This is a genomic window from Mesorhizobium sp. B4-1-3, from assembly GCF_006439355.1.
In the GTDB taxonomy this organism is placed as follows: Bacteria; Pseudomonadota; Alphaproteobacteria; order Rhizobiales; family Rhizobiaceae; genus Mesorhizobium.
On record NZ_VFTG01000017.1, the window covers coordinates 68,160 to 90,992 of the forward strand.

General features: G+C 65.6%; 21 protein-coding genes. 4 read left to right on the forward strand and 17 right to left on the reverse strand.

Going from position 1 to position 22,833, the window contains the following annotated elements; translation table 11 throughout:
- Nucleotides 1-927 precede the first annotated feature (927 nt).
- The 11 genes from FJW06_RS20410 to exbB all read right to left on the reverse strand — a co-directional run bounded on the left by FJW06_RS20410 (nucleotide 928) and on the right by exbB (nucleotide 12,994).
- Nucleotides 928-2,322 carry a multicopper oxidase family protein gene (locus FJW06_RS20410; RefSeq protein ID WP_140753998.1) on the reverse strand — a complete coding sequence of 465 codons (1,395 nt, stop codon included), beginning with the start codon at nucleotides 2,320-2,322 and terminating at the stop codon, nucleotides 928-930.
- 90 nt (nucleotides 2,323-2,412) lie between these two features.
- Nucleotides 2,413-4,188 carry an ABC transporter ATP-binding protein gene (locus FJW06_RS20415; RefSeq protein ID WP_140754048.1) on the reverse strand — a complete coding sequence of 592 codons (1,776 nt, stop codon included), beginning with the start codon at nucleotides 4,186-4,188 and terminating at the stop codon, nucleotides 2,413-2,415.
- A 41-nt stretch (nucleotides 4,189-4,229) separates the two neighbouring features.
- Nucleotides 4,230-5,174: an acetamidase/formamidase family protein gene (locus FJW06_RS20420; RefSeq protein WP_140753999.1), complete on the reverse strand. Its 945-nt coding sequence runs from the start codon at nucleotides 5,172-5,174 to the stop codon at nucleotides 4,230-4,232.
- Nucleotides 5,164-6,807 carry an ABC transporter substrate-binding protein gene (locus FJW06_RS20425; RefSeq protein ID WP_140754000.1) on the reverse strand — a complete coding sequence of 548 codons (1,644 nt, stop codon included), beginning with the start codon at nucleotides 6,805-6,807 and terminating at the stop codon, nucleotides 5,164-5,166. The genes FJW06_RS20420 and FJW06_RS20425 overlap by 11 nt, the downstream gene beginning before the upstream one ends.
- 33 nt (nucleotides 6,808-6,840) lie before the next feature.
- A complete protein-coding gene (locus FJW06_RS20430; protein ID WP_140754001.1) occupies nucleotides 6,841-7,761 on the reverse strand; it encodes an ABC transporter permease in 921 nt (306 codons plus the stop codon).
- 13 nt (nucleotides 7,762-7,774) lie between these two features.
- Nucleotides 7,775-8,641, reverse strand: a complete 867-nt coding sequence (locus FJW06_RS20435) for an ABC transporter permease (RefSeq protein WP_210238981.1) — start codon at nucleotides 8,639-8,641, stop codon at nucleotides 7,775-7,777.
- A gap of 19 nt (nucleotides 8,642-8,660) precedes the next feature.
- Nucleotides 8,661-9,263, reverse strand: a complete 603-nt coding sequence (locus FJW06_RS20440; protein ID WP_140754003.1) for an ANTAR domain-containing protein — start codon at nucleotides 9,261-9,263, stop codon at nucleotides 8,661-8,663.
- Complete coding sequence (locus tag FJW06_RS20445) at nucleotides 9,260-10,354, reverse strand: transporter substrate-binding protein (protein ID WP_140754004.1); 1,095 nt, start codon at nucleotides 10,352-10,354, stop codon at nucleotides 9,260-9,262. The genes FJW06_RS20440 and FJW06_RS20445 overlap by 4 nt, the downstream gene beginning before the upstream one ends.
- Before the next feature lie 188 nt (nucleotides 10,355-10,542).
- Nucleotides 10,543-11,532 (reverse strand): energy transducer TonB, encoded by a 990-nt coding sequence (locus FJW06_RS20450; protein ID WP_140754005.1) that lies wholly within the window; start codon nucleotides 11,530-11,532, stop codon nucleotides 10,543-10,545.
- A complete protein-coding gene (gene exbD / locus FJW06_RS20455) occupies nucleotides 11,529-12,035 on the reverse strand; it encodes a TonB system transport protein ExbD (RefSeq protein ID WP_140754006.1) in 507 nt (168 codons plus the stop codon). The genes FJW06_RS20450 and exbD overlap by 4 nt, the downstream gene beginning before the upstream one ends.
- Before the next feature lie 5 nt (nucleotides 12,036-12,040).
- Entirely contained in the window at nucleotides 12,041-12,994 is a 954-nt protein-coding gene (exbB, locus tag FJW06_RS20460; protein WP_140754007.1) for a tonB-system energizer ExbB, read from the reverse strand.
- A gap of 293 nt (nucleotides 12,995-13,287) precedes the next feature.
- Here exbB and FJW06_RS20465 point away from each other — a divergent pair, with 293 nt between their 5' ends.
- The 3 genes from FJW06_RS20465 (at nucleotide 13,288) to FJW06_RS20475 (ending at nucleotide 15,329) form a co-directional block, all read left to right on the forward strand.
- Entirely contained in the window at nucleotides 13,288-13,962 is a 675-nt protein-coding gene (locus FJW06_RS20465; RefSeq protein WP_140754008.1) for an isochorismatase family cysteine hydrolase, read from the forward strand.
- 129 nt (nucleotides 13,963-14,091) lie between these two features.
- Nucleotides 14,092-14,406, forward strand: a complete 315-nt coding sequence (locus FJW06_RS20470; protein ID WP_140754009.1) for an antibiotic biosynthesis monooxygenase — start codon at nucleotides 14,092-14,094, stop codon at nucleotides 14,404-14,406.
- Between the two features lie 8 nt (nucleotides 14,407-14,414).
- Complete coding sequence (locus tag FJW06_RS20475) at nucleotides 14,415-15,329, forward strand: sigma-70 family RNA polymerase sigma factor (RefSeq protein WP_246674726.1); 915 nt, start codon at nucleotides 14,415-14,417, stop codon at nucleotides 15,327-15,329.
- Nucleotides 15,330-15,331: 2 nt separating this feature from the next.
- Here the strand turns inward: FJW06_RS20475 and FJW06_RS20480 are convergent, their stop codons facing one another.
- On the reverse strand, nucleotides 15,332-16,270 hold the full coding sequence (locus FJW06_RS20480; RefSeq protein WP_140754010.1) for an LLM class flavin-dependent oxidoreductase: 939 nt from the start codon (nucleotides 16,268-16,270) through the stop codon (nucleotides 15,332-15,334).
- Between the two features lie 154 nt (nucleotides 16,271-16,424).
- A complete protein-coding gene (locus FJW06_RS20485) occupies nucleotides 16,425-16,580 on the reverse strand; it encodes a hypothetical protein (RefSeq protein WP_140754011.1) in 156 nt (51 codons plus the stop codon).
- A 272-nt stretch (nucleotides 16,581-16,852) separates the two neighbouring features.
- Here FJW06_RS20485 and FJW06_RS20490 point away from each other — a divergent pair, with 272 nt between their 5' ends.
- Nucleotides 16,853-17,620 carry an SDR family oxidoreductase gene (locus FJW06_RS20490; RefSeq protein ID WP_140754012.1) on the forward strand — a complete coding sequence of 256 codons (768 nt, stop codon included), beginning with the start codon at nucleotides 16,853-16,855 and terminating at the stop codon, nucleotides 17,618-17,620.
- Between the two features lie 210 nt (nucleotides 17,621-17,830).
- Here FJW06_RS20490 and FJW06_RS20495 read toward each other — a convergent pair whose 3' ends face one another.
- From FJW06_RS20495 to FJW06_RS20510, 4 genes are all read right to left on the reverse strand, one after another.
- The gene (locus tag FJW06_RS20495) at nucleotides 17,831-18,775 is read right to left on the reverse strand and encodes an ABC transporter permease (protein ID WP_140754013.1); all 945 of its coding nucleotides are present in this window, start codon (nucleotides 18,773-18,775) and stop codon (nucleotides 17,831-17,833) included.
- On the reverse strand, nucleotides 18,772-19,827 hold the full coding sequence (locus FJW06_RS20500) for an ABC transporter permease (RefSeq protein WP_140754014.1): 1,056 nt from the start codon (nucleotides 19,825-19,827) through the stop codon (nucleotides 18,772-18,774). Before FJW06_RS20500 ends, FJW06_RS20495 begins: the two co-directional genes overlap by 4 nt.
- Nucleotides 19,827-21,347, reverse strand: coding sequence for an ABC transporter ATP-binding protein (locus tag FJW06_RS20505; protein ID WP_140754015.1), 1,521 nt, complete (start codon nucleotides 21,345-21,347; stop codon nucleotides 19,827-19,829). The genes FJW06_RS20500 and FJW06_RS20505 overlap by 1 nt, the downstream gene beginning before the upstream one ends.
- 332 nt (nucleotides 21,348-21,679) lie before the next feature.
- Nucleotides 21,680-22,705 carry a BMP family protein gene (locus FJW06_RS20510; RefSeq protein ID WP_140754016.1) on the reverse strand — a complete coding sequence of 342 codons (1,026 nt, stop codon included), beginning with the start codon at nucleotides 22,703-22,705 and terminating at the stop codon, nucleotides 21,680-21,682.
- Nucleotides 22,706-22,833: the final 128 nt, after the last annotated feature.

A 22,833-nucleotide genomic window follows, 5' to 3' on the forward strand; every position in this document is an offset into this window, starting at 1 on the left:
TCGAGGTCCGGAACTCTCAGATCGGCGTCGATCGTCGTCACCTTAGCGGCACTGCCGGTCGAGCCGCCCGAGGCAAGGGTGCCGTTCGTTATCGTCACTTGGTTGATCGCCAGCCGCTCGAGCGTGTCGACAACCGCCGCGAACGGATCGGCCTGAACCTCCTTCGGTTCCGGAGCTGGCTCCGCGTTCGCCGAAGCCTTGAACGCGATTGTCGGATCCGCCAGCGCGACGGACTGAATCTCAAGCTTTTTCGACCATAGCGACGACAGCGTTATCGACGTCGAGAACCGTGGCGCAGATATCGCGATGTCGCCCGTGCCGGTCGAGAGCGAGATATCGTCCGCGACCACCGCCAATCTGGGCAGCAGCGACAGCCTGACGGGTCCGTCCAGCCGAATTGCCATTCCGGTCGCGGATGACAGTTGCCGGCTCAGTTCGGCACGAACCCAGTCGGTTGAAACAAGAGCGGGCAAAAGGAAGAGCAGCCCGACGACAAGAGCAACAGCCACGGTGAGTGCAGCGACGATCTTTCTCACATCGACCAGCCAAAACGATCCGAAGAATCAGTATCGTCAAACATACATGCTTCCGCCGCCAGACTGAATCCTGCCGAAACATGGGCCTCGCGCTGGACGAATTTCGGACTATTCCAAGGGGCCCGTCGGCTCTTTCGCCGAGGGCCATCCAGGCGCACAACAATGCCAAGGTCAGAAACCTGATGGAGGCGCCGCCCGAAGCCCGCAGAGACATGGGCCGGCATGTTTCGCCCGACGCCTCCGAAAAGGAACCCGGCGCCATTCACCCCGGAGGGCGCTGACACGAACGGAGTCTTGGAGCGGCCTTGTCCACTCACCTGGAGACTGGTGCCGCCTTGTGATTGCGTGATTGCGTTGGGTGCACAGGCCACACAGGAGTCTATCGATGCGCTCACACCACCCGCAGATAGCTCGTCATGCCGGTCTTCTGGTGCTCGATGATGTGGCAATGCAGCAGCCAGTCGCCGGGATTGTCGGCGACGAAGCCGAGTTGCACCTTCTCGTCGGGCTGGATCAGATAGGTGTCGGAGATAAGCGGCTGCACTGCCCTGGTCGATGACGACAGCACCTTGAAGCTCATGCCGTGCAAATGGATCGGGTGTGCATGCGGGGTCAGGTTCTCCATGTCGATGACATAGCTCTGGCCGAGCTTCAGTTCGGCGAGCGGCGCCGTCGGGTCCGGCGTGTCGCCCGGCCACGGCACCTTGTTGATCGCCCAGAAGCTGTAGCCGAGCGAGCCGCAAATGCCGTCGGCCGTAACGTTTTCCGCCGTGGCGCTCAGCGCCAGCGGAATGTGCTTGGCGCTGGCGATATCGAGCTCCGCCACCGGATTGGCTTCGAGTGGGCCGAGATCGCGCAGATCGTGTTTGAGCGATTTGCCGACCGAGCGCAGCGTCGCCAGGACTTTCGGCTTGGTGCCCCGGACATCGCGCAGGCTGACGATCGCGCCCTCCTCGTCGGGCATGCGGATGGCAAGCTCCAGCCGCTGGCCGGGTCCCAGCTGCAAGGCATCCGGCGTAAAACGCTGCGGCACCGGATTGCCGTCGAGCGCGATGACCGTCGCCTCGGCGCCGTCGACGCGGAAGGCATAGATGCGGGTGACGTCGGTGATGGCGGCGCGTAGCCGCACCAGCCCGCCGGCCGGCGCGTCGAATTGCGGCTGGCCCTGCCAATTGGCGGTGCGCACGGTGCCGAAGGTGCCGGCCCTGGCGGCGTCGCGCGGCCTGAACGGCTCGATGAACTGGCCGTCATCGCCGAGCCGCCAGTCGCGCAGGTTGACGACCATCTCGACGTCGAAGACTGGATCGCGCGGGTTCTCGACCACGATCACGCCGGTCAGGCCGTGACCCATCTGGATCAGCGTGTTGCAATGCGGATGGTACCAAAAGGTGCCGGCATCGGGCGGCGTGAAGGCATAGTCGAAATGGTCGCCCTGATAGACATAGGGCTGCACCAGGAACGGCACGCCGTCCATCTTGTTGGGAACGCGGATGCCATGCCAGTGGATGGTCGTCGGATCATCGATGCCGTTGATCAGCCGCGCGGCAAACGGCTCGCCCTTCCTCATCCTGACGACCGGCGGCGGACCTGCTTCACCATAGGTCAGCACATTCTTCGTCAGCGCACCCTCCATCAGCCGCGCCTCGGTGGTGGCGGTCTTCAGGATCAGCGGTTCGGGCTTGGGCGCCGCCCAGCCGGCAAACTTGCCGGCGGCGGAGAGGCCGATACCGGCCGCGCCGGCCGCCGCGGCGCCCTGCAGGAGTTTGCGGCGTGTGACGACCGACATTGGAATCCCGAAAATAGATGAGTAACTGCGTCAGGCTTTATCACCATTCGCACCGTTCCCGAAACTGACAGATCGCCGCTCCGGAGGCTGTCAATCCGCGACCGCGGCGAGATGTCCGCCGCCGAAATCCTTGAGCAGCAGTTTCGGTACGGTTTCGCCGATCCGGCGCGTCGCGCTTGGAATTTCGCGGTCGAGACGGGCAAAGCGTGTGCGGCGCCGTGACGGATCGGGAACCGGCACCGCCTCGATCAGCCGGCGCGTGTAGGGGTGGCGCGGATTGGAAAAGACCTGGTCGCGGCTGCCGATCTCGACGATCTGGCCGAGATACATGACGGCGACGCGGTCTGAGATGTTCTCGACCACTGCCATGTCGTGCGAGATGAAGAGATAGGCGACGCCGAACTCGCGCTGCAATTCCTTCAGGAGATCGAGCACGCGCGCCTGCACCGAGACGTCGAGCGCCGACACGCTCTCGTCGGCGATGATCAGCTTCGGCCGCAGCGCCAGCGCCCGGGCGATGCAGATGCGCTGGCGCTGACCGCCCGAGAATTCATGCGGATAGAGCTCCATCTGTGCCGCGGACAGGCCGACCCGCTCGAACAAGGCGGCCACGCGTTCGCGGCGCTCCTGCCCTGAGCCGATGCCGTGGATGAGCAACGGCTCGGCCACCAGATCGCCGACGCGCATGCGCGGATCGAGCGAAGCGTAAGGATCCTGGAACACCATCTGCACGTCGCGGCGCACGGCCTTGCGCGCGTCGCCGGCAAGTCCGGAGAGCTCGCGGCCACCGATCGTCACGCCGCCGGTATAAGGCACTAGGCCGGCGAGCGCCTTGGCGGTGGTGGATTTGCCGCAGCCGGATTCGCCGACCAGCGCCAGCGTCTCGTTCGGCGCGATCGAGAAGGAGACCCCCTCGACGGCATGCACCCGCCGGTTGACACGGCCGAGGAAGCCGCCGCGCAGGTCGAAGCGGACATGGAGATCGCTCACCACCGCCACTTTGTCCTGACCGGCCGCGCCGGCGGCATCGCCGGCGTTGCGCCGTCCGGCGCCCGAGCCGATGCGCGGAACCGCCGCGAGGAGCTCTTGCGTGTAGGCCGCCCGAGGCCTGGCGAAAATATCGGCGGTGGCGCCCTCCTCGACCATGCGGCCATTGCGCATGACGATGACGCGATCGGCCATCTCGGCGACGACGCCCATGTCATGGGTGATCAGGATGACGCTGGTGCCGTGCTGGCGCTGCAGGTCGCGCAGCAGCTCCAGAACCTCGCCCTGCACGGTGACGTCGAGCGCCGTCGTCGGCTCGTCGGCGATCAGCACGTCGGGCTCGAGCGCCAGCGCCATGGCGATCATCACCCGCTGGCGCATGCCGCCCGACAATTCGTGCGGAAACTGCTTCAGCCGGCTTTCGGCTTCGGAGATGCGAACCGCCTTCAGCGCCTCGACGGCGCGCCGTTGCGCCTCGGCGTGGGAAAGACCGGTATGCGCTTCTATCGATTCGGTGAGCTGGCGGCCGATCGACAGAACCGGATTGAGCGAGGTCATCGGCTCCTGGAAGACCATGGCGATGCGGTCGCCGCGAATGTCGCGCATGCGGCGCTCGTCAAGCGCCGTCAACTCGATGGCACTGCCATCCTTGTCGAAGAGCCGGATCGCGCCCGCGGCGATGCGGCCGGCCGGCTGCGGCAGGAGCCGCATGATCGCCAACGCCGTCATAGACTTGCCGGAACCGGACTCGCCGGCGATGCACAGCGTCTCGCCGCGTTTGAGCGACAGCGACAGGCCGGACACCACCTCGCGCTCGCCGTCCTCGCCGCGCACTCCGACGCAGAGGCCGGTGATTTCGAGCACCGGCCCCGCGGCCATCTTTGCGGCGGCGTCAGCGTGTTCGTCGACCACGCCTGCGCTCATTCGAAGACGCAGCGCGGGAAGTAGAACGACACCACCCAGTTCGGCATGTCGACGATCTCGCTGATCCTTAGATCGCCGCAGACCGAGACCAGCATATAGGCATCGACCGGGTCGAGCTTGTAGCGGCCAGCCAGCAGGTCGACCATCTGGCTGACAGCCTCTTTGGCGCCGGTCATCAGGTCGGGCCCGATGCCGGTCGTCACCTCATAGCCCTTGGCGTCGAGGTGGCGCGTTACCGGGCCGGGCGTGGTGAAACGCGGCGTCTTCAGCCGCGCGTCCTTGACCAGGTCGAGTTTCAGAACCACGTCCATCGGGCTTTCGATCGCCGTGCCGCACACCTCGCCGTCGCCCTGCGCGGCATGGGTGTCGCCGACCGAGAACAGCGCGCCCGGCACTTCCACCGGTAGATAGAGCGTGGTGCCGGCGCCGAGGTCGCGTATGTCGAGATTGCCGCCGACGCGCCGCGGCGGCACCACCGAATGGTGGCCGTTCTCGCCCGGCGCGTTGCCGATCGTGCCGGCGAACGGCTTCAGCGGCACACGGCCTTGTCTGCCGAACAGAGCGGGCTCGAGCGAGGCAGCGTCATATTTCCAGATGGCGAGCGCCGGTTCCTTGAAGTCGTCGGCGAGCAGGCCGAAGCCCGGAATGTTCGCCGTCCAGCCGAAGCCGGACGGTTTGAACATCTCGATCGTCACCTTCAGCGCGTCGCCGGGCTCGGCACCCTCGACGAAGATCGGCCCGGTTACCGGGTTGATCTGGTCGAAATCGAGCCTGACGATGTCGTCAACCGTGCTGTCCGCCTTGAGCTGACCGCCGGACGAATCCAGGCACTGGAACTCGATCGTCGAGCCGGGCGCCACCCGTTCGGCCGGGGCGAAGGAATTGTCCCAGCCGAAATGGTGATGACGACCGTGGATGGTGTAGTCGCAGTTACTGCACATCTTTCACATACACATTGTCGTAGTTGATCGGGATATGGACCGGGTCGACATAGAGATTGTCGGCGCCGCCCATGCGGGCTGATTTCAGCGTGAAACGCTGCTCGTTGAAGATTGGCGCCCAGGGCGCGTCCTCCATGATCTTGTCATAGATCGCGCTCCACATCTTTTCCCGCTCCTCCGATTTAGCCGGATCGACGACGGAGTCGGCCTCGGCCGCCTTGGCGTCGAGGTCCTTGTTGCAATACCACGACCAATTCCAACCGCCCGGAACCGCGCCGGCGCAGCCGAGGATCGGGCCGTAGAAGTTAGAGGGATCCGGGAAGTCGGCGATCCAGGCCATGCCGCCCGACCAGATCATCGGCGCGCCGGCCTTGTCGCCGCCGGCGGCAATCACGTTGGCCTGGGCGAGCGACTGGATGCTTGCCTTGATGCCGATGGCCGCCAAATCCTGCTGGATCGCCTGCGCGATGCGCGGATTGGGATCGGTGTTCATGGCGAAGAGCTGCGTCGCGAAGCCGTCGGGATGGCCGGCCTCGGCCAGCAGCGCCTTGGCCTTGGCGACGTCATAGGCGTAGCCCTTGAACGCCTTGTCGTAGCCGGGCATCGAGGGTGGCAGCGGCTGGTTTGCCGGCACCGCGCGGTTGTTGATCATCTGGACGATGCGATCCTTGTTGATCGCCATGTTGACGGCCTGGCGCACCTTGACGTTGTCGAAGGGCGCCATGGTGGTGTTCATGGTGATGTAGCCGGTGTGCAGCTGCCCGCCCACCACGACGCGCGCCTTCTGTTCCGGATCGCTCATCACCTCCTGGAACTTGGCCGGAGGAATGCCGTCGCCGGGCACGTCGATCTCGCCCTTCTGCAGTCGCAGCAGCGCCACGATCGGCTCCTGGCCGATCTCGAAGGTGATCTTGTCGAGATGCGGCAGGCCCTTGTGCCAGTAGTCGGGATTGCGCTCGAAGACGATGCGCTGGCCGAGCGTCCATTCGGCGAGCCTGAAGGCGCCGGTGCCGACCGGATGCTTGCCGAAATCGGCGCCGTATTTCTCGACTTCCTCCTTCGGCACGACATGCGAGAAGTTGATCGCCATGATATGCAGGAAGGTGGCGTCCGGCCGGGTCAGCTCGAACTTGATCGTGTAGGGATCGACCACGGTGACGCCGGAGAGGCTGTCGGCCTTGCCGGCGGCGACATCGTCATAGCCCTTGATCGAGCCGAAGAAGCCGGCGCCCGGGCTCTGCGTCTTCGGATTGGTGACGCGGTCGAGCGAATATTTGACGTCGTCGGCGGTCATCTCGCGGCCGTTGTGGAACTTGACGCCATGGCGCAGCTTGAAGGTGAAGGTCTTGCCGTCCGGCGAGATCTCGTAGCTCTCGGCGAGGTCGGGCTTGAGCTTGGTGGTGCCGGGCTCATAGTCCATCAGCCCGTCGAACAGGCTCTTGATCATCGACCAGTTCTGCCAGTCGTAGCCGATCGCCGGATCGAGCGTGGCGACGTCGTCCTTGTAGGTGATGGTGATGGCGCCGCCCTGCTTGGTGTTCGGGTCGACGGCGTCGTCGGCGCGCGCGCTGGCCATGCCGAGCATCAGCGCAAGCGCCGACGCGGCCACTGTGGATGCCAGGAATCGTCTCATGTCGGTGTTCCCTTTCTCTGGTTGTTTTTCATGTCATCTGAGCTTGATGCGGGGATCGATGAAGGGCGCGATGATGTCGGCCAGCAGGTTGCCGAGCACTATGGCGAAGGCCGAGACCAGGGTGACGCCCATGATGATGGGGATGTCGACGCGCTGGATGGCTTGCCAGGCGAGCTGGCCGATGCCCGGCCAGCCGAACACGCTTTCGACCACCACGATGCCGCCCATGAAGACGCCGATGTCGATTCCGATCATGGCCACGACCGGAAGGATGGCGTTGGGCAGCGCGTGGCGGAACAGGATGGCGCCGCGCGCCAGGCCCTTGGCGTGGGCGGTGCGCATGTAGTCCTGGCGCAGCACGTCGATCATCGACGAGCGCATCATGCGCGCGTACCAGCCGGCGCCGAGGATGCCCATGGTGAGCGAAGGCAACACGAGGTGGCGCCAGCTGCCGTAACCGCCGATCGGGAACCAGCCGAGCCTGACGGCGAAGACGTAGAGCAAGAGCAGGCCGACGACGAATTGCGGCGCCGAGACGCCGACGAAGGAGGCGACCATCAAGGTCTGGTCGGTTACACTTCCACGCTTGACGGCAGCGATCAGCCCCATGGTGAGGCCGATCGCCAGCTCGCACAGGATGGCACCGACCATCAGAAGCAGGCTCGCCGGCAGCCGCGAAACGATGAGCTCGGTGACTTCCGAGCGCTGGATGTAGGAGCGGCCGAGATCGCCGCCGAGCAGCCTTGCGAGATAATGCCAGTACTGGACGATGAAGGGCTGGTCGAGGCCGAGCTGCCGGCGGATGTTCTCCACCGTTTCCGGCGTGGCGCTGCGCCCGGCGATCTGGCGTACCGGATCGGCCGGCAAAAGATAGAGCAGCGCGAAGGTGATCAGCGAGACGCCGAGCAGGATGAGCAGCGACTGGATGAGCCGGCGGCCGAGATAGGCGATCATGAGCGGCCTCCCATCAATCCCGTCCTCTTTGCGTCGGGTCGAGGATGTCGCGCAGCGCATCGCCGATCAGGTTGAAGGCCAGCGCCAGCGCCAGGATCGCGGCGCCCGGGAAGAACACCAGCCAGGGCGCCGCCTGGAAATAGGTCTGGTTCTCGAAGATGATGTTTCCCCACGACGCGGTCGGCGGCTGCACGCCGATGCCGAGATAGCTGAGCGTGGCTTCGAGCAGCACTGTCGTCGAGATGCCCAGCGTGCCCCAGACGATGATGGTCGGCAGGAGATGCGGCAGGATGTGGCGCAATAGAATGCGCGGCGCGCTGGCGCCGATCGTGCGCTCGGCATCGATGAATTCGCGCTCGGAGAGCGAGGAGGTTTCGGTGTAGATGACGCGCGCGGTCTGCACCCAGTTGACCAGCGCGATGACCATGGCGACTATCCAGAGGCTCGGCTCGAACACGGCCGCCAGGCAGATGGCCAAAAGCAGCGCCGGGAAGGCCATCATCAGGTCGGTGAAGCGCATAAGCGCGCTGCCGATCCAGCCGCGGAAATAACCCGCCGTGATGCCGACCAACGTGCCGATCAAAAGCGCCACGCCATTGGCGACGATGCCGATAATCAGCGAGGTGCGGGCCCCGAACAGGATGCGGGTCAAGAGGTCGCGGCCGAGCAGGTCGGTGCCCAGCCAGAACTTGACGTTCGGCGGCAAAGGCGAGCCTTCGAGCGTCAGGCCATCGAACATCTGCTCGTTGGGATCGTAGCCGGTCAGCCAGGGCGCGAGGATGGCGCCGGCGACAACGATAGCGACGATGAGGAGCCCGAGCAGCGCCAGCGGCCGCTTGACCAGCCTGCGCCAGACGCCGGCGCGGGGCTTCACCGGCATGTGGCCGGCCGCCGGAAGGTCAGGCGCGATGGGATTGGTCATCGCCGTCCTCCGCTTGCGCCATCGCCACGATGCGCCGAGCCGCTTCCTCGACGCTGATCTGCCAGCTCATCGCCAGCGACCTGAGCTGCGCGTAAGCGCGGTCGTCGTCGCCACCTTTCGACAGCGCCGCGACCGCGCGCACGATGGTCTGGCGTTCGCCGATCCGCTGGCGCAGCGACTCGATCTCACCGGCGAGCCGCTTGCGCGCTTCGAAACTCTGCCTGGCGATGAGCAGCGCGCTATAGACGCCGGCGGTGCCCACCGGTTTCAGCAATTGCGCATCGGCCTTGTGCGACAGCGCCCACTCGATGCGGCCCGGCGCTTCCGAGCCGATCAGCGCCACCAGCGGCATCGGCGCCTCGCCGGGCTTCCACGGGAACTGCTCGTCGAAGCCGAGGTCGGCGTCGAAGAAGACGAAATCCGCCGCCAGCGCCTCCGCCGGCAGATGCGGCCAGCATTCGACCGCTTCGAGGCCGATCGCCGACAATTGCCTGGTGATCGCCTGCACCGTCAGGTGCGGACGATGCAGCACGAAGGCTTTGGCGCCGCCGAGATTGGGGATGCGCGCGGCGCGGCTCACGACACCACCCTGAGCCGCGGACGGCCGAAGGTCTTGGCCGGATCGTAGCGCGAAAGATAGGGATCGGGCGCCACCCCTTCTTCGCGGCTCACCACCTCGAAGAAGCCGTCGGCAATGCGCCCGATGAGCACCGGCAGCGTCGCATGCTGGGTGTTCGGATCGATGGCGATCGGCCCGAGGCGGGTCGCGAAGCGGCGCTCGGCGAAGGCTTTCGAGAATTCCGCCGGACCGGCGTCCGGGTTGCCGGAAAGCACGTCCGCCATCACCTGCACCGAGGCATAGGCGGACGCCTCGAAGGACGAGGCGAAGGCGGCCGGGCGCGGCGCGAAATACGGCCCGGCCGACAAATGGCCCTTGCCTGTTTCGCCGATCGCCGACAGTTCGGCCTCGGTGAGATTGCAGGAGATCACCGGGCAGGCATCAGGCTTGAAGGCGGCATCTTCGCGTCCCAGCTCGCGATAGGCGGAGAGGAAGGCATAGGACGAAGTGCCGATCAGGTTGTTCAAGATGAAATTCGGCCGCGTGACGCGGATTTCCCCGATCAAGCGCGAAACATCGGTCTCGCCGATGCGCAGATAGCGTTCGCCGAGCACCTTGCCGCCGGTGTCGGCGATCAGGTCGCGCGCGACGCGGTTCATTTCCCAGCCCCATATGTAGTTCGAGCCGAGCAGGAAGCCGTTGGCGCCGAAGCGCGGCGCGACATGGGCCATCAGCGGCACCAGATGCTGGTTAGGGCAGGCGTGCATGTAGACGACATGCTCGTTCGCCTCGAAGCCTTCATACGGGCAGGCATACCAGAGCATGCCGCCCGCCTTCTCCAGCACGGGAATCGTCTCCTTACGGCTCCAGGAGGTGATGCAGCCGACGACATGGCGGGCGCCGCTGGTGCGGAATATGTCCTCGCAGAGCGTCGCGTAGCGGTCGGCGTTGCTTTGCGGATCGCGCTCGACCGGAACGAGCTCGATCGTCTGCGCGCGGTCGGCGTTGATGTCGGCGATCGCCCGCATCGCGCCCAGCCGGCAGGCATCGGAGACGAGCTGATAGCTGCCCGAGCGGGAATAGAGGATGCCGATCTCGATACGTCGCTTCACGCGAGGCCCCAGAAAATGAAAAAGCCTCGCAGCCAGCGCCGGATGGGCGAGGCATACGAGGCATTCTTGCCGCCCGGCGACCAAAGCCGGTATTTCGCAGGCTACCCTATTCCGTACCGTCCATCAGTCAAGCCTGAAAGTTTGAGTGGGCTGCAGACTGTCCGGCAGAAATTTTCCCGAGCTGGGAACTAATCGCGCAAGCTAAACACGAAGGGTGCGGTGCGGGTGACGCGCGCGCCGAGCTCGGCTGGAGGCGCGGGCACCGAGGCGCCCTGCAAGGCAGCGAGGGCCGCGCGGTCGAGATCGCCGTCGCCCGAGGATCGCGCCAGCCGCGCCGAGACCACCCTGCCGGACGTATCGACCGTGAAGGTCACGCTCGGCGTGCCCTCGGCCCGCCTGGAGCGCGCCGCGCTCGGATAGCGCGTGTGCCGCCTGATCCACGCCGCCAGGCTGGAATTCCAGCGCGATGGGCCGACACTCGAGCGCGGCGCCGCGTTCGAGGACTGTGGCGCGGCCGCCTTCGCCGCAGCCTTGGCGTCGATGCTGGCGGCGGTCGTCGCCTTGGGTGGGGGCGCCTTTTCCTTCTTCACCCGTTCTTTCGGCTTTTCGGCGGGTTTCTTCTCGGCCTTCTTGCTGGGGTCGATCGGCTTTTGCGCCTTCACCTCGGCTTCCACAGGTTTCGGCTGCGGCAGCGGAATGACGACATCGGGCGCGATCGCCTCGACCGGGTCGGGCACGATCTCGTCCAGCGGCTTTTGCTCGCTCAGCGCCGCAACGGCCTGTTCCGCCGGCGCGGCCTGCTCAGCCTTTTGCTCGTCGTCGGCATCGGATGGCTGTTCGGTTACGGGCTCGGCCTGCTCCACCGCCGGTGCGGGATCGGTGACCGGTTGTACCTCGACGGGCTTCTCCGTGTCCTCCGCATCGGGCGGCTCCGGTGTCAGCGTGTCCAGCATCGCCGTCTCTTTCGGCATGGCGGGCGCGACGGTCAGCGGTGTCATCTCGATCGCCAGCGCCGGTGGCGGACCGCCATCGGGCATCTCGGCGAAACTCAAATTCTGCACCGCATAGGCGACCGCCACATGCGCGGCCAGGATGATCGCGGCCGCGCTCGTCCACACGCCAGCCTCACGGGCGCCGAAGCGCGGCCGGGACATGCGGGAGAGAGCGGCGGCCGTCATGGCGCCGAACCGCCATCCGGGGCCGGCGCCGAGTTTGCACCAGTTGCCGGAGTTCCAGCCTCGGCCGGTCCGCCAGCACTGCCCGACACAGTTTCGAGCCCCACCAGCGCGACCTTGAGATAGCCGGCGCGGCGCAAAAGGTTCATCACTTCCATCAGGTCGCCATAGCCGACCGTCTTGTCGGCGCGCAGGAAGATGCGCGTCTGCTTGTCGCCCTTGGTGCGGCTGTCGAGCACCCCGGCAAAGGCCGGGCGCGGCACGCTCTCATTGCCGATCGCCAGCGTGAGATCGCTTTTCAGGGTCAGGAACAAAGGCGTCTCCGGCCGCGGCGCCGGTGTCGCCGTCGATCCGGGCAGGTCGACATTGACGTCGACGGTCGCGAGGGGTGCTGCGACCATGAAGATGATCAGAAGCACCAGGATGACGTCGATGAACGGCGTGACATTGATGTCGTGGCTTTCCTCGAGATCGTCGCCGGAGGTCTCGCGAACGCGCGCCGCCATCGCCGCTACTCCGCCGCCATCGCCGTTGCCGGCGGCACCGTGCGGAAATCGAGGTCGCGACTGACCAGCCGCTCGACGCCGGCGGAGGCGTCGGCGAGAATCTGCCTGTAGCCGGCTATCGAACGCGCGAAGACGTTGTAGATGACGACAGCCGGGATGGCCGCGACAAGGCCCATGGCGGTCGCAAGCAGCGCCTCGGCGATGCCGGGCGCCACCACGGCGAGGTTGGTGGTCTGCGCCTGCGAGATGCCGATGAAGGCATTCATGATGCCGCACACGGTGCCGAACAAGCCGACGAAGGGCGCCGTCGAGCCGATGGTGGCGAGCAGGCCGGTGCCGCGCGACATGCGCCGGGCCGCCGCCGCCTCGATGCGCGAAAGCCGAGAGGCGACGCGTTCCTTCAGGCCGTCGCCGGAGGCATGGTCGAGCGCGCCGGCCGACAGCGCCCGCTCTTCTTCCGCCGCCCGCACCAGAAGCGCGCCTGGACCGCCGCTGTGGCCAAGCTCCCGGCCGGCCTGCATCAGCGTCGCGGCATTGCCGATCGCATCGGCGGCGCGCCGGGCCTTCAGCTTGCCGCCCAAGACCTCCAGCGACTTGGCGAGCCAGATCGTCCAGGTGACCAGGGAAGCGAAGGCCAGCCCGACCATGACCGCCTTCACGACGATGTCGGCATTCATGAACATGCCCCAGGGCGACAGGTCATGCGGCAGCGCCAGCGAGATGGAAGGCTCTTGGCCGGCGGCGCCGCTCGCAGCCGGCTGGATGGCCGGATCCGCTGGCGCGGCAGCGGGCGCCTGCGCGGCCGTTGCTCGCGGAGTCTGTTCGGCCGGGGCATGCGCGGCGGGTGTCGCCGGCTGCTGCGCCGGCGCCTGGACCGGCGGCTGTTCCTGCGTCTTGGCGATGCCGGTGGAAAGAATGAGAGACGCGGCCAGCGCCGCGAAAAGACCGTTCCAGGACAAGACTCGTCCTCGCTTCATCATCGCAATGCGGTGGCCGCTGTGCATGTCGTGCAGACGCCAAGCGGCTATGCCGGTTGACTATAAAACATGACATTGCGAGTCAACTATAAAGATGACTATGTGGCTCAACAATTTACGATGCGCCGATGCCCGCTTGGGTACGCCGCGGGCCTGGACCGCAGCTCGATTGCCGGGCACGATGCGCAGGGAGCAACCAAGTTTTAGTTTTGCGCGCAATTCCGGACGGAAAGCCGCTATGCACTTTTCTGGAATTGCTCGAAAGCAGGCGACCGATGATCAAGGCGACACCCTTCGACTTTCCTTATGACGGCAGGTTGGAACCGCAGCATACGGCGCTGCTGGTGATCGACCTGCAGGAGGATTTCCTGTCGCCGACCGGCTACTTCGCCAGGAAGGGCTACGATCCTTCGCCGCTGCGAGCCATCCTGCCGGCGGTCAACCGGCTGATTGGCGCGGCACGCGCCGCCGGGCTCACCATCATCCACACCAGGCAGGGCTACCGCGCCGACATGGCCGACATGACGCCTTACGAAAAATGGCGGCGCAAGCGGGCGAGCCTCGACGGCACCGATGTCCTGTTGCGCTCCGGCCCGGGCTTCCAGATCTCCGCCGACATCGACGTGGCGCTGCAGGACATCATCATCGACAAGACCTGCAACAGTGCCTTCACTTATACGGACCTGGAGCTCGTTTTGCGTGGGCAGGACATAACGCACCTTCTGTTCACCGGCTGCACGACGGATGTGTGCGTGCACACCACCTTGCGCGAGGCCTGCGACCGCAACTTCCAGTGCCTGACGATTTCGGACGCCTGCGCCAGCGGCGACCAATATGCGCATGAAGCCGCGCTGCATATGGTGACGGTCGAGGACGGCGTCTTCGGCGCGTTGGCGGATTCGGAGGCCGTCATCGCCGCTTTGCGGCAGATCGCGAGCGCGGCGCGCTGAGGATTTTGTGGTTCCATCGAAATTTTTTTCACCCCACCGTTCCGTTTTCGGTTCCGGCTTCGTCTTGAGGGTCGTAACAGGTGGGAGAGCCGCGACGGCCTCCGCCATCAGGACAAACGGAGCCAAGCCATGTCGACCACAGTGACCCTGATCAATGTCTTCACCGCCAGGCCGGGCAAGCAGCAGGAACTCGCCAGGACACTTGCCGAGGGAACGAGGAACTTCTTCAGCAAGCAACCGGGCTCGCTGTCGTCATCCGTGGTCGTCGGCGGCGACGGCAGCAAGGTCGCCAACATCTCGCAATGGCGCTCGGCCGACGACATCGCGGCCTTCCGCGCCGATCCCCGCTTCGCCGATTACATGAAGAGCATCGTCGAGCTGGCCGCCGGCGAGAGCATGATGGGCCACACCGCCTATTCCCATACGGGCGGTGTTGAAAACTAGGAGGTTGCGTGACCGGTTCGCAGGATCAGGGCGTTGCGGCGACCGAAACCAGGCTTCGCGCCTTCGAGCGCGAGGCCGCCGGCCTGAGGGCCAGGCTGCACCGCTACGCGTCGCGTATGGTCGGATCGGTCATCGATGGCGAAGACATCGTGCAGGAAGCCTTGGCCAAAGGCTTCGTGGCGATCAGGAATGGCGACATGCCCGACAAGACCGAACCCTGGCTGTTCCGCATCGCGCATAACGCGGCCCTCGATTTCCTGCGCAAGCGCGCCCGCTTGCGGGGGCACGAAGGCGAGGTCGAGCTCGATATTATCGCCGACGAGAATTCGGCGCTGGACGCGCGCATCGCCGCCGAGGCGAGCCTTGCCGAGCTGATGCAATTGCCGCCGGCGCAACGGTGCGCGGTCGTGCTGAAGGATGTGCTCGGAAACAGCCTGGAGGAGATCGGCGAAATCCTCGAAACTTCGGACACGGCGATCAAGGGCGCGTTGCAGCGGGGCCGCGAAACCCTGCGCAAGCTGGCGGCCTCGCCGCGTTTGGCATCGCCCCGCCCGGCGCTCGACCGGCAGGACATGCGGCGCCTCGGCGACTATGTGGCCGCCTTCAACGCCAGGGACTTCGATGCCCTGCGCGGACTGCTGGCCGAGGACGTCAAGCTGGAGCTGGTCAATCGCCTGCGCGCGGACGGCAAGGAGTATATCGGCAATTATTTCGGCCGCTATGCCGACGAAACGCATTGGCATTTCACGACCGGACTCGTCGAAGGCCGGCCGGCCATCCTGGTCACCAGCCCGGAACGTCCGGACGGGCCGCCGCGCTATTTCATCCTCATCGATTGGGAGGACGGCCGGATCGCCGGCATCCGCGACTTCCTGTTCGCGGATTATGTTATGGACGGCCTGGAGTACTCCGGCACGCCGTGACTTCAACCTATACGATGTTCCGCAAAAGGGGATGTGGCAAACGCACCCGGTTGCGGAACCTCCGCCTCGCGGCGCGCCAGCGAATTCGCGAGCAGCGTGATGGTTTCGCGCCCGATGCGGGCGATCTCGCCCGGACGGTCGATGCCTCCGATCATGAACTCCTCGATGCCGAGCGCGGCATAGGGCAAAAGCGCCACGGCAATCCGCGCCGGCTGTCCGGCGATCTCGACCGCCTTGTGATCCGGGGTGCCCGTCCAACCGTCCGGGTGGATGCGGACCGGCAGCGCGAAGCGAAGCCTGCCGCCGCGGCCATGTTCCGCCGCGGCGCCGCGTGCACGCTCCATCAATTGTCTCGCCTCGTCCGGCGAGCCGGCGGCCAGCTCGAAGACATCGGCATGCTTGCCGGCGACCTTCAGCGCGGTGCCGGATTGGCCGCCGAGCCGGATGACGAGATCGGCGCCATGCGGGCCCTTGCGCGGCACGAAGCCGCCTCGAACGCTGTAGAAGGCGCCTTCATGGTCGAAGGGCGTGTCGTTCGACCACAGGCGCTTCAACAGCACCAGATATTCGTCGATGCGCTGCCATACGACGCCGTGGCCGACCGGCCGCGCCTCGGCATCGCTGTCCTCCAGCGGCTCGCTCAGCATGCGAAGCGACAGGCGGCCGCCGCCGCGGCGGTCGAGCGCCGCGAGCTGCCTTGCCGCCACCGTCGGCTCGATCACGCCGGCCCAATGCGTCAGCACGACTTCGAGCGAGCCGGTGCGGTCGAGCGTCTGCGCGGCGATGTCCATATTGGTAAGCAGGCCGGCCGGATCGTCCACCACCAGCTTGCGGAAACCCGCGTCCTCGATCAGCGACAATTTGGTCGCCGTTTCGGCGAAATCGTAGAAGAAGCTGCCATTGGCAGGCTTGCCTGGAACATGCGTGAACTCGATCGGCATTGCCATCTCCTTCATCACGTCGGCTTGCCCGGCTCCAAAGCCTTTTGAACCAAATCCAAGGCGCGGACGCGCAACGACGCCCCGGCGCTCGGCCAGTTTTCCACTCCGGTACTCAACTCAGATTGTTTGACAGCGGGCCTCGGCCCGCCTTGGATCAGGGGATCAGCCCCAGCACCACCGCGCCGGTGAACACGAAGGCGAGCGCGAAGACGAGATAGGCGAAGGTACCGGCATAGGCGGGCCTCCAGCTCTGGTCGGCTGTCAGCCTCTGTCCCTTGCGGGCGGTCTGAGCGTTCTGGATATAGGACATATCGGCCTCCGTCTCAGGTCTTAATCTATAAAGTTAGTAGACTTTGTCGATTGCTATTTTTCAGAGATTTTGGATTAATGTTCTCAAAGGGAGCGCAATTCAGGTAATTCATGCTCCGGCGCGACGCAATATCCCGGCGAAGCGAGGAAGGGCGGCCCGGCAAATGCCTGGAACCGCGAGCTTTTCAGCGGCAAACGAGCTCGTTCAAGCGCTTGGCTATTCCCCGCCCGGCGGGATAGCATCAAAATCTCGCAGGATCAGGGAGAAGCAAAATGGGTGGAAGGCTGGCGGGCAAGGTCGCCATCGTTTCGGGCGGCGCGACGGGCATGGGCGGGGCGGCGTCGGAGCTGTTTGCCGCCGAAGGCGCCAAGGTGGCGATCATCGACCGCAACGGCGAGGCGGCCGGCAAGACCGCCGCGGCGATCCGGGCGCGGGGCCATGTGGCGGAGCATTTCGTGGCCGATGTTTCGGACGAGGCGCAGGTAGAGGCGGCGGTAAAAGCGGCGACGGCGAAGCTCGGTCCGGTCACGGTGCTGTTCAACCACGCCGGCACGATCGTCATCAAGCCCTTCCTGGAGACGACGCTGCAGGAGTGGGACTGGCTGCATGCCGTCAACGTCCGCTCGATGTTCCTGATGACCCGCGCGGTGCTGCCCGGCATGATCGCCGCAGGCGGCGGCTCGATCGTCTGCACCTCGTCGATCTCGGCGGTGGCGGCGACGCCGAACGAAGTGCTCTACGACACCACCAAGGGCGCCTGCCACATGTTTGCGCGGGCCATCGCTGTGGAGTTCCGCGACCGCAATATCCGCTGCAACGCCGTCTGCCCCGGCTTCATCCGCACGCCGCACGGCCTGCGCGAAGTGGCCGATCTCGGCAAGCTCGGCGTCGATGTCTCGGACGCGGCGATCGCCGCGCAGCAAGGCCGCATCGGCGAGCCGGAAGAAGTGGCGAAGGCGGCGCTGTTTTTGGCCAGCGACGAATCGAGCTTCGTCAACGGCGCGCATTTGTTTGTCGACAACGCGTTCACGGCGATCTGAGTTCTCTTGCTCGCTCCACGAAAATGGGGAGAGGTGGCTCGGCGAAGCCGAGACGGAGAGGCGACGCCCTGCGTGAAGTCAGAACCGGCTGAGGATTTGGCGCAAACGCGGCGCCGAAAAGCAACCATTTGACCCGTCGGCGCAGCCCCCTCTCCGGCCGCTTCGCGGCCACCTCTCCCCCGCTTTGCGGGGGCGAGGAAAATCCGCGTCCTACCGCTCCTCCCTTCGGAACGGCTTCAGCAGCGCCGAGGGCGCCACCGCGTTGCGCGACATGACGGCCATGGCGACGATGGTGAAGATGAAGGGCAGCATCAGGAAGGCTTCGTAGGGGATGTGGCCGAGTCCGCTGGCTTGCATCCTGAGCTGCAGCGCGTCGACGAAGGCGAAGAGCAGTGCGGCGCCAGCCGAACGCCACGGATCCCAGCGGCCGAACACGACCAGCGCGATCGCCACCCAGCCGCGGCCGGAGACGACGCCGAAGGTGAAGGCGTTGAACTGCGCCATGGTGAGGAAAGCGCCGGCAAGACCCATCAGCGCGCCGCCGAGGATCACTGCCTGGAAGCGTGTGTCGATGACGCTGACGCCGGCGGAATCCGCGGCGCGCGGATTTTCGCCGACCATGCGCACCGAGAGCCCCCATGGCGTGCGGTAGAGCACGAAGGCGGCGAGCGGGACGGCGATGATCGCCAGATAGACGAGCGTGAACTGGTTGAACACCGCTGGGCCAAGCACCGGAATGTCGGCAAGCAGCGGGATCGGCGCCGGCTTGAAGCCGTCGATGCTCGGCGGCACCGATTGCTGGCCGAAGATCAGCCGGTAGAGGAAGTAGGCGAGGCCCGATGAGAACAAGGTCACGCCGATGCCGCAGACATGTTGGCTTAGCCCGAGCGCGACGGTGAACAGCGCGTGCAACGCGCCCATCAACGCGCCGACCAGCACGGCCACCAGCACCCCCAGCCACAGGCTGCCGCTCAGGCTCGCGGCGGTGAAGCCCGCCATGGCCGACAGCAGCATGATGCCTTCGATGCCGAGATTGAGCACGCCGGCACGTTCGGAAAACATTTCGCCGAGCGTCGCGAAAGCGAGCGGCGTGGCGATGCGGATGATGGCGGCAAGGAAGCCGACCTGAAAAATCTGCTCGAACACCGCGCTCATGTTTGCGCTCCCACCCGGCGGATGCGGTAGGCGGTGAAGAGCAGCGCCACCAGCATGGCAAGCAGCGCCGTGCCCTGAATGACGTCGCTCAGGAAAGCCGGCACGCCGGTGGCGCGCGACATCGCCTCGGCGCCGGTCATGACGGCGGCCAGGAAGACCGCCGCGGGCACCACGCCGAGCGGGTTGAGCCTGGCGAGCATCGCGACGACGATACCGGAATAGCCGTAGCCCGGCGAGATGTCGCTCATCACCTGGAAGTGCACGCCGCCGACCTCGCCGACGCCGGCGAGTCCGGCGAGCGCACCCGACAGCAGCGCGGTCGAGAGCAGCACGCGCTGCACGTTGATGCCGCCATAGCGGGCGGCTTCCGGATTCTCGCCGGTGACGCGGATGCGGAAGCCGAGCGTGGTGCGCGCAATCAGGAACCAGCAGAGGGGTGCCGCGATCAACGCCACGACGACGCCGAGATGCAGCCTTGTGCCTTCTATCAGCACCGGCAAATTGGCGGAATCCTCGATCGGGGGCGAGATCGGGTAGCCGGAGAAGGTGTCCTTCCACGGCCCTTCGATCAGCGCCATCAACGCGTAATAGATGACCGAGTTGAGCAGCAGCGAGCTGACCACGTCATCGACCTTGAACTTGACCCTCAGCGTCGCCGGCACCAGCGCGACGAGCGCGCCGGCGGCCGCACCGACCAGCGCCATCAACAGCATGGCGAGATAGCCCGGCATCGGGATCGTGCCGACGAAGCAGCTGGCCACGGCACCGGCGAGCAGCTGGCCCTCGGCGCCGATGTTCCAGAATTTGGCGCGGAAGGCGATCGCCACGGCGAGGCCGGTGAAGATCATCGGCGCGGCGCGCACCAGCGTCTCGGTGATGGCGTAGCTGTCGCCGAGCGAGGCCGAGAGCATAACGCCATAGGCTTCGACCACTCCGGCACCAGCTACGGCGATCAGTCCACTGCAGAGCACCAGCGTCACGGCGATCGCGACGAGCGGGAGGGCCAGGTTGAACCAGGCGGGCGTCGACGTGCGGGCTTCGAGGCGAAACATCAGGCCGCCTCCTCGCTGTGCCCGGCGCCGGTCATCATCAGGCCGAGCCTCGCGATGGTGGCGTCCGCGCTGGGAAGCGTGCCTGCGATGCGGCCCTCATACATCACCGCGATGCGATCCGAGAGCATCAGCAATTCCTCGAGATCCTCGCCGATGACGATGATGCCGCGGCCCTTGGCGCGCATGGCGAGGAATTTCTCGTGAATGAAGCGGGCAGCGCCGATGTCGAGGCCGCGCGTCGGCTGCGAGACGATCAGCACCTTGGGATCGAAGGCGAGCTCGCGCGCCAGCAGCGCCTTCTGCAGATTGCCGCCGGACAGCGCGCCGGCGCGCACCATCGGACCGGGGCAGCGAATGTCATAGGCCTTGATCTGTTCTTCGGCGAAGGCGCGGATAGCGGCCGGGTTGAGCAAGCCCTTGCGGCTGAAGGCTTCGGTGCCGATGCGCGGCAGCACCATGGAATCGGCCAAAGGCAGGTTGGTCACCAGGCCGGTCGTCATCCGGTCCTCCGGAATGCGGCCGAGGCCGAGCGCCTGCAGGTCGCGTGGGGAGAATTGCGCGACCGTTTTGCCGGCTATGGTCATCGTGCCGGCCTTGGGCGGCAGCATGCCCGAGATCACATCGGCCAGCGCCCGCTGGCCGTTGCCGGAGACGCCGGCGATGCCGAGGATCTCGCCCGCACGGACGAAGAGCGAAACCTCGCGCAGCAGCGTGCCGGCATGGCCGGCTGTGGAGATGCCGTCGAGCGTCAGCATGGCAGCGCCGGGCGTCGAAGCCTCCTTGACAGGCGGCACGATCTCGTGGCCGCACATCAGTCTCGCCATTTCCGACGATGTGGTTTCTGCCGGATGGTCGACGCGGCCCGCGACCTTGCCGTGGCGCAGGACGACGCAGCGATGGGTGAGCGCCCGAACCTCGTTGAGCTTATGCGAGATGAAGATGATGCCGAGCCCCTGGGCCGCCATCGAGCGCAAGGCGGCGAACAGCCCATCGACCTCCGAGGGCGCCAGCACGGCGGTCGGCTCGTCGAGGATCAAAAGCTTCGCGCCGCGAAACAGCGCCTTGATGATCTCCAGCCGCTGCTGCTCGCCGACCGACAGTGCCGATACCGGCAGGTTCGGATCGAGGCTCAGCCCATACTGCCGGCCGATCTCGGCGAGCCGGGCGAGCCCGCGCGTACGGTCGATACGGCCGGACTTGCCGGGAATGCCGATCAGGAGGTTTTCCAGCACCGTGAGGCGCGGTGCGAGGTGGAAATGCTGGTGCACCATGCCGATGCCGGCGGTGAGCGCGTCGGCGGAATTGTGGATGGCCACCGGCTTGCCCTCGACCAGGATCTCGCCGGTGTCCGGCGCGTAGGCGCCGAACAGCACGTTCATCAGCGTCGTCTTGCCGGCGCCGTTCTCACCGAGCAGGCCAAGGATTTCGCCCGGAGCGACGCTGAGGTCGACGCCCTCGTTCGCCTTGACGGCGCCGAAGACCTTGGTGATGCCGCGCATTTCGATGAGTGGGGCGGACAAGGGAACTCCTGACTTGCGATTCGGCTAGAGCGTTTCACCGTTTAACGGAAACGGCGAACCGCTCTATCTGTTTGTTTTTACGCAATTCCGGACGGAAAACCGCTCACACTTTTCCTGGAATTGCTCTAACCCGCCGAGGGCAGCGCTGCACCCCCTCTGGCCTGCCGGCCAATCTCCCCTCAAGGGGGAAATCAGATGTCACGGCGGCCTTCGCCAACTTTCAACGTTGAAAAGATCGAGCGCCGTTGACGGAACTGCCAATCTTCCCGCTTAAGCGGGAAGATGTCCGGCAGGACAGAGAGGAGGCCTCGCGCCACCCCCTCAATAAGGCGTCAATCCGAAACCGGTGTGTTCTCGTCGACGTCGACGCGGAAATTGCCTTCGAGGATCTCGGCCTTCTTCTTCTCGACCAGGTCCTTGACTTCCGCCGGCAGCGTCTTGTCGAATTTGTGGTAGGGCGCGAGATAAGAGCCGCCCTTGGCCATGCGCGAGAAGTCGCCGTAGTCCTGCGCGGTGAAGACGCCGGCCTTGACCAGCTTGATCGCCTGCTCGACCGTCGGGTACATGTCCCACACCGGCCCGGTGATGACCGTATCAGGCCCGAGGCTCGACTGGTCGGACATGTTGGAGATGGCGTAGATCTTCTTTTCCACCGCCGCCTCGATGACGCCGAACCGCTCGGCGTAGATGACGTCGACGCCGGCATCGATCTGCGCCACGGCCGCTTCCTTGGCCTTGGGCGGGTCGAAGAAAGAGCCGATGAAGGAGACCTTCTTCTTGACGTTCGGGTTGACCTCCTTGGCGCCGGCGAAGAACGCATTGACCAGCCGGTTCACTTCCGGAATGCCCATGGCCGCGACGGCGCCGACCGTGCCTGACTTCGACATCTTGCCGGCGATCATGCCGGAGAGATAAGCGGGCTCGTGGATCCAGTTGTCGAAAACACCGAAATTGGGTTCGGCCGGGCCGGCGCCGGAGCCGAACAGGAAAGCTGTCTTCGGGAATTGCTTGGCGGTGCGGCGCGATTCGCGCTCCGCGGCGAACGCGTCGCCCAACACCAGTTCATAGCCGCCTTGCGCATATTCGCGCATGACGCGGCTGAAGTCGGCGGTCTGCACCTTTTCCGACCATTTATAATCGATGCCCAATTCCTTTTGCGCCTTCAGCAAGGCGACATGAACCTGATTGTCCCACGGCTCCTCGATCGGCGTTGCGAAGATCGCCGCCACCTTCAGCTTCTTGTCCTTGGCGAAGGCCGCGCCGGGCAGCACGGTAGCCGCGAGGCCGAGCGCGCCGAGTTCCAGCACGTTGCGCCGCGACAGGCCGGCGCGTCGCGTTTTGCTATGGTCGTTTTCCATTTAAGTGCCCCTCTGTTCGACAGCCGTGTCGAGCCGGCCGTTCCAAAAATGTCAGACGCGCAGGACTATGGAACGGCGCCTGAGATTTGTCCACATGGTCAAATTTGGTGGATAGGGATAGTGCGAAG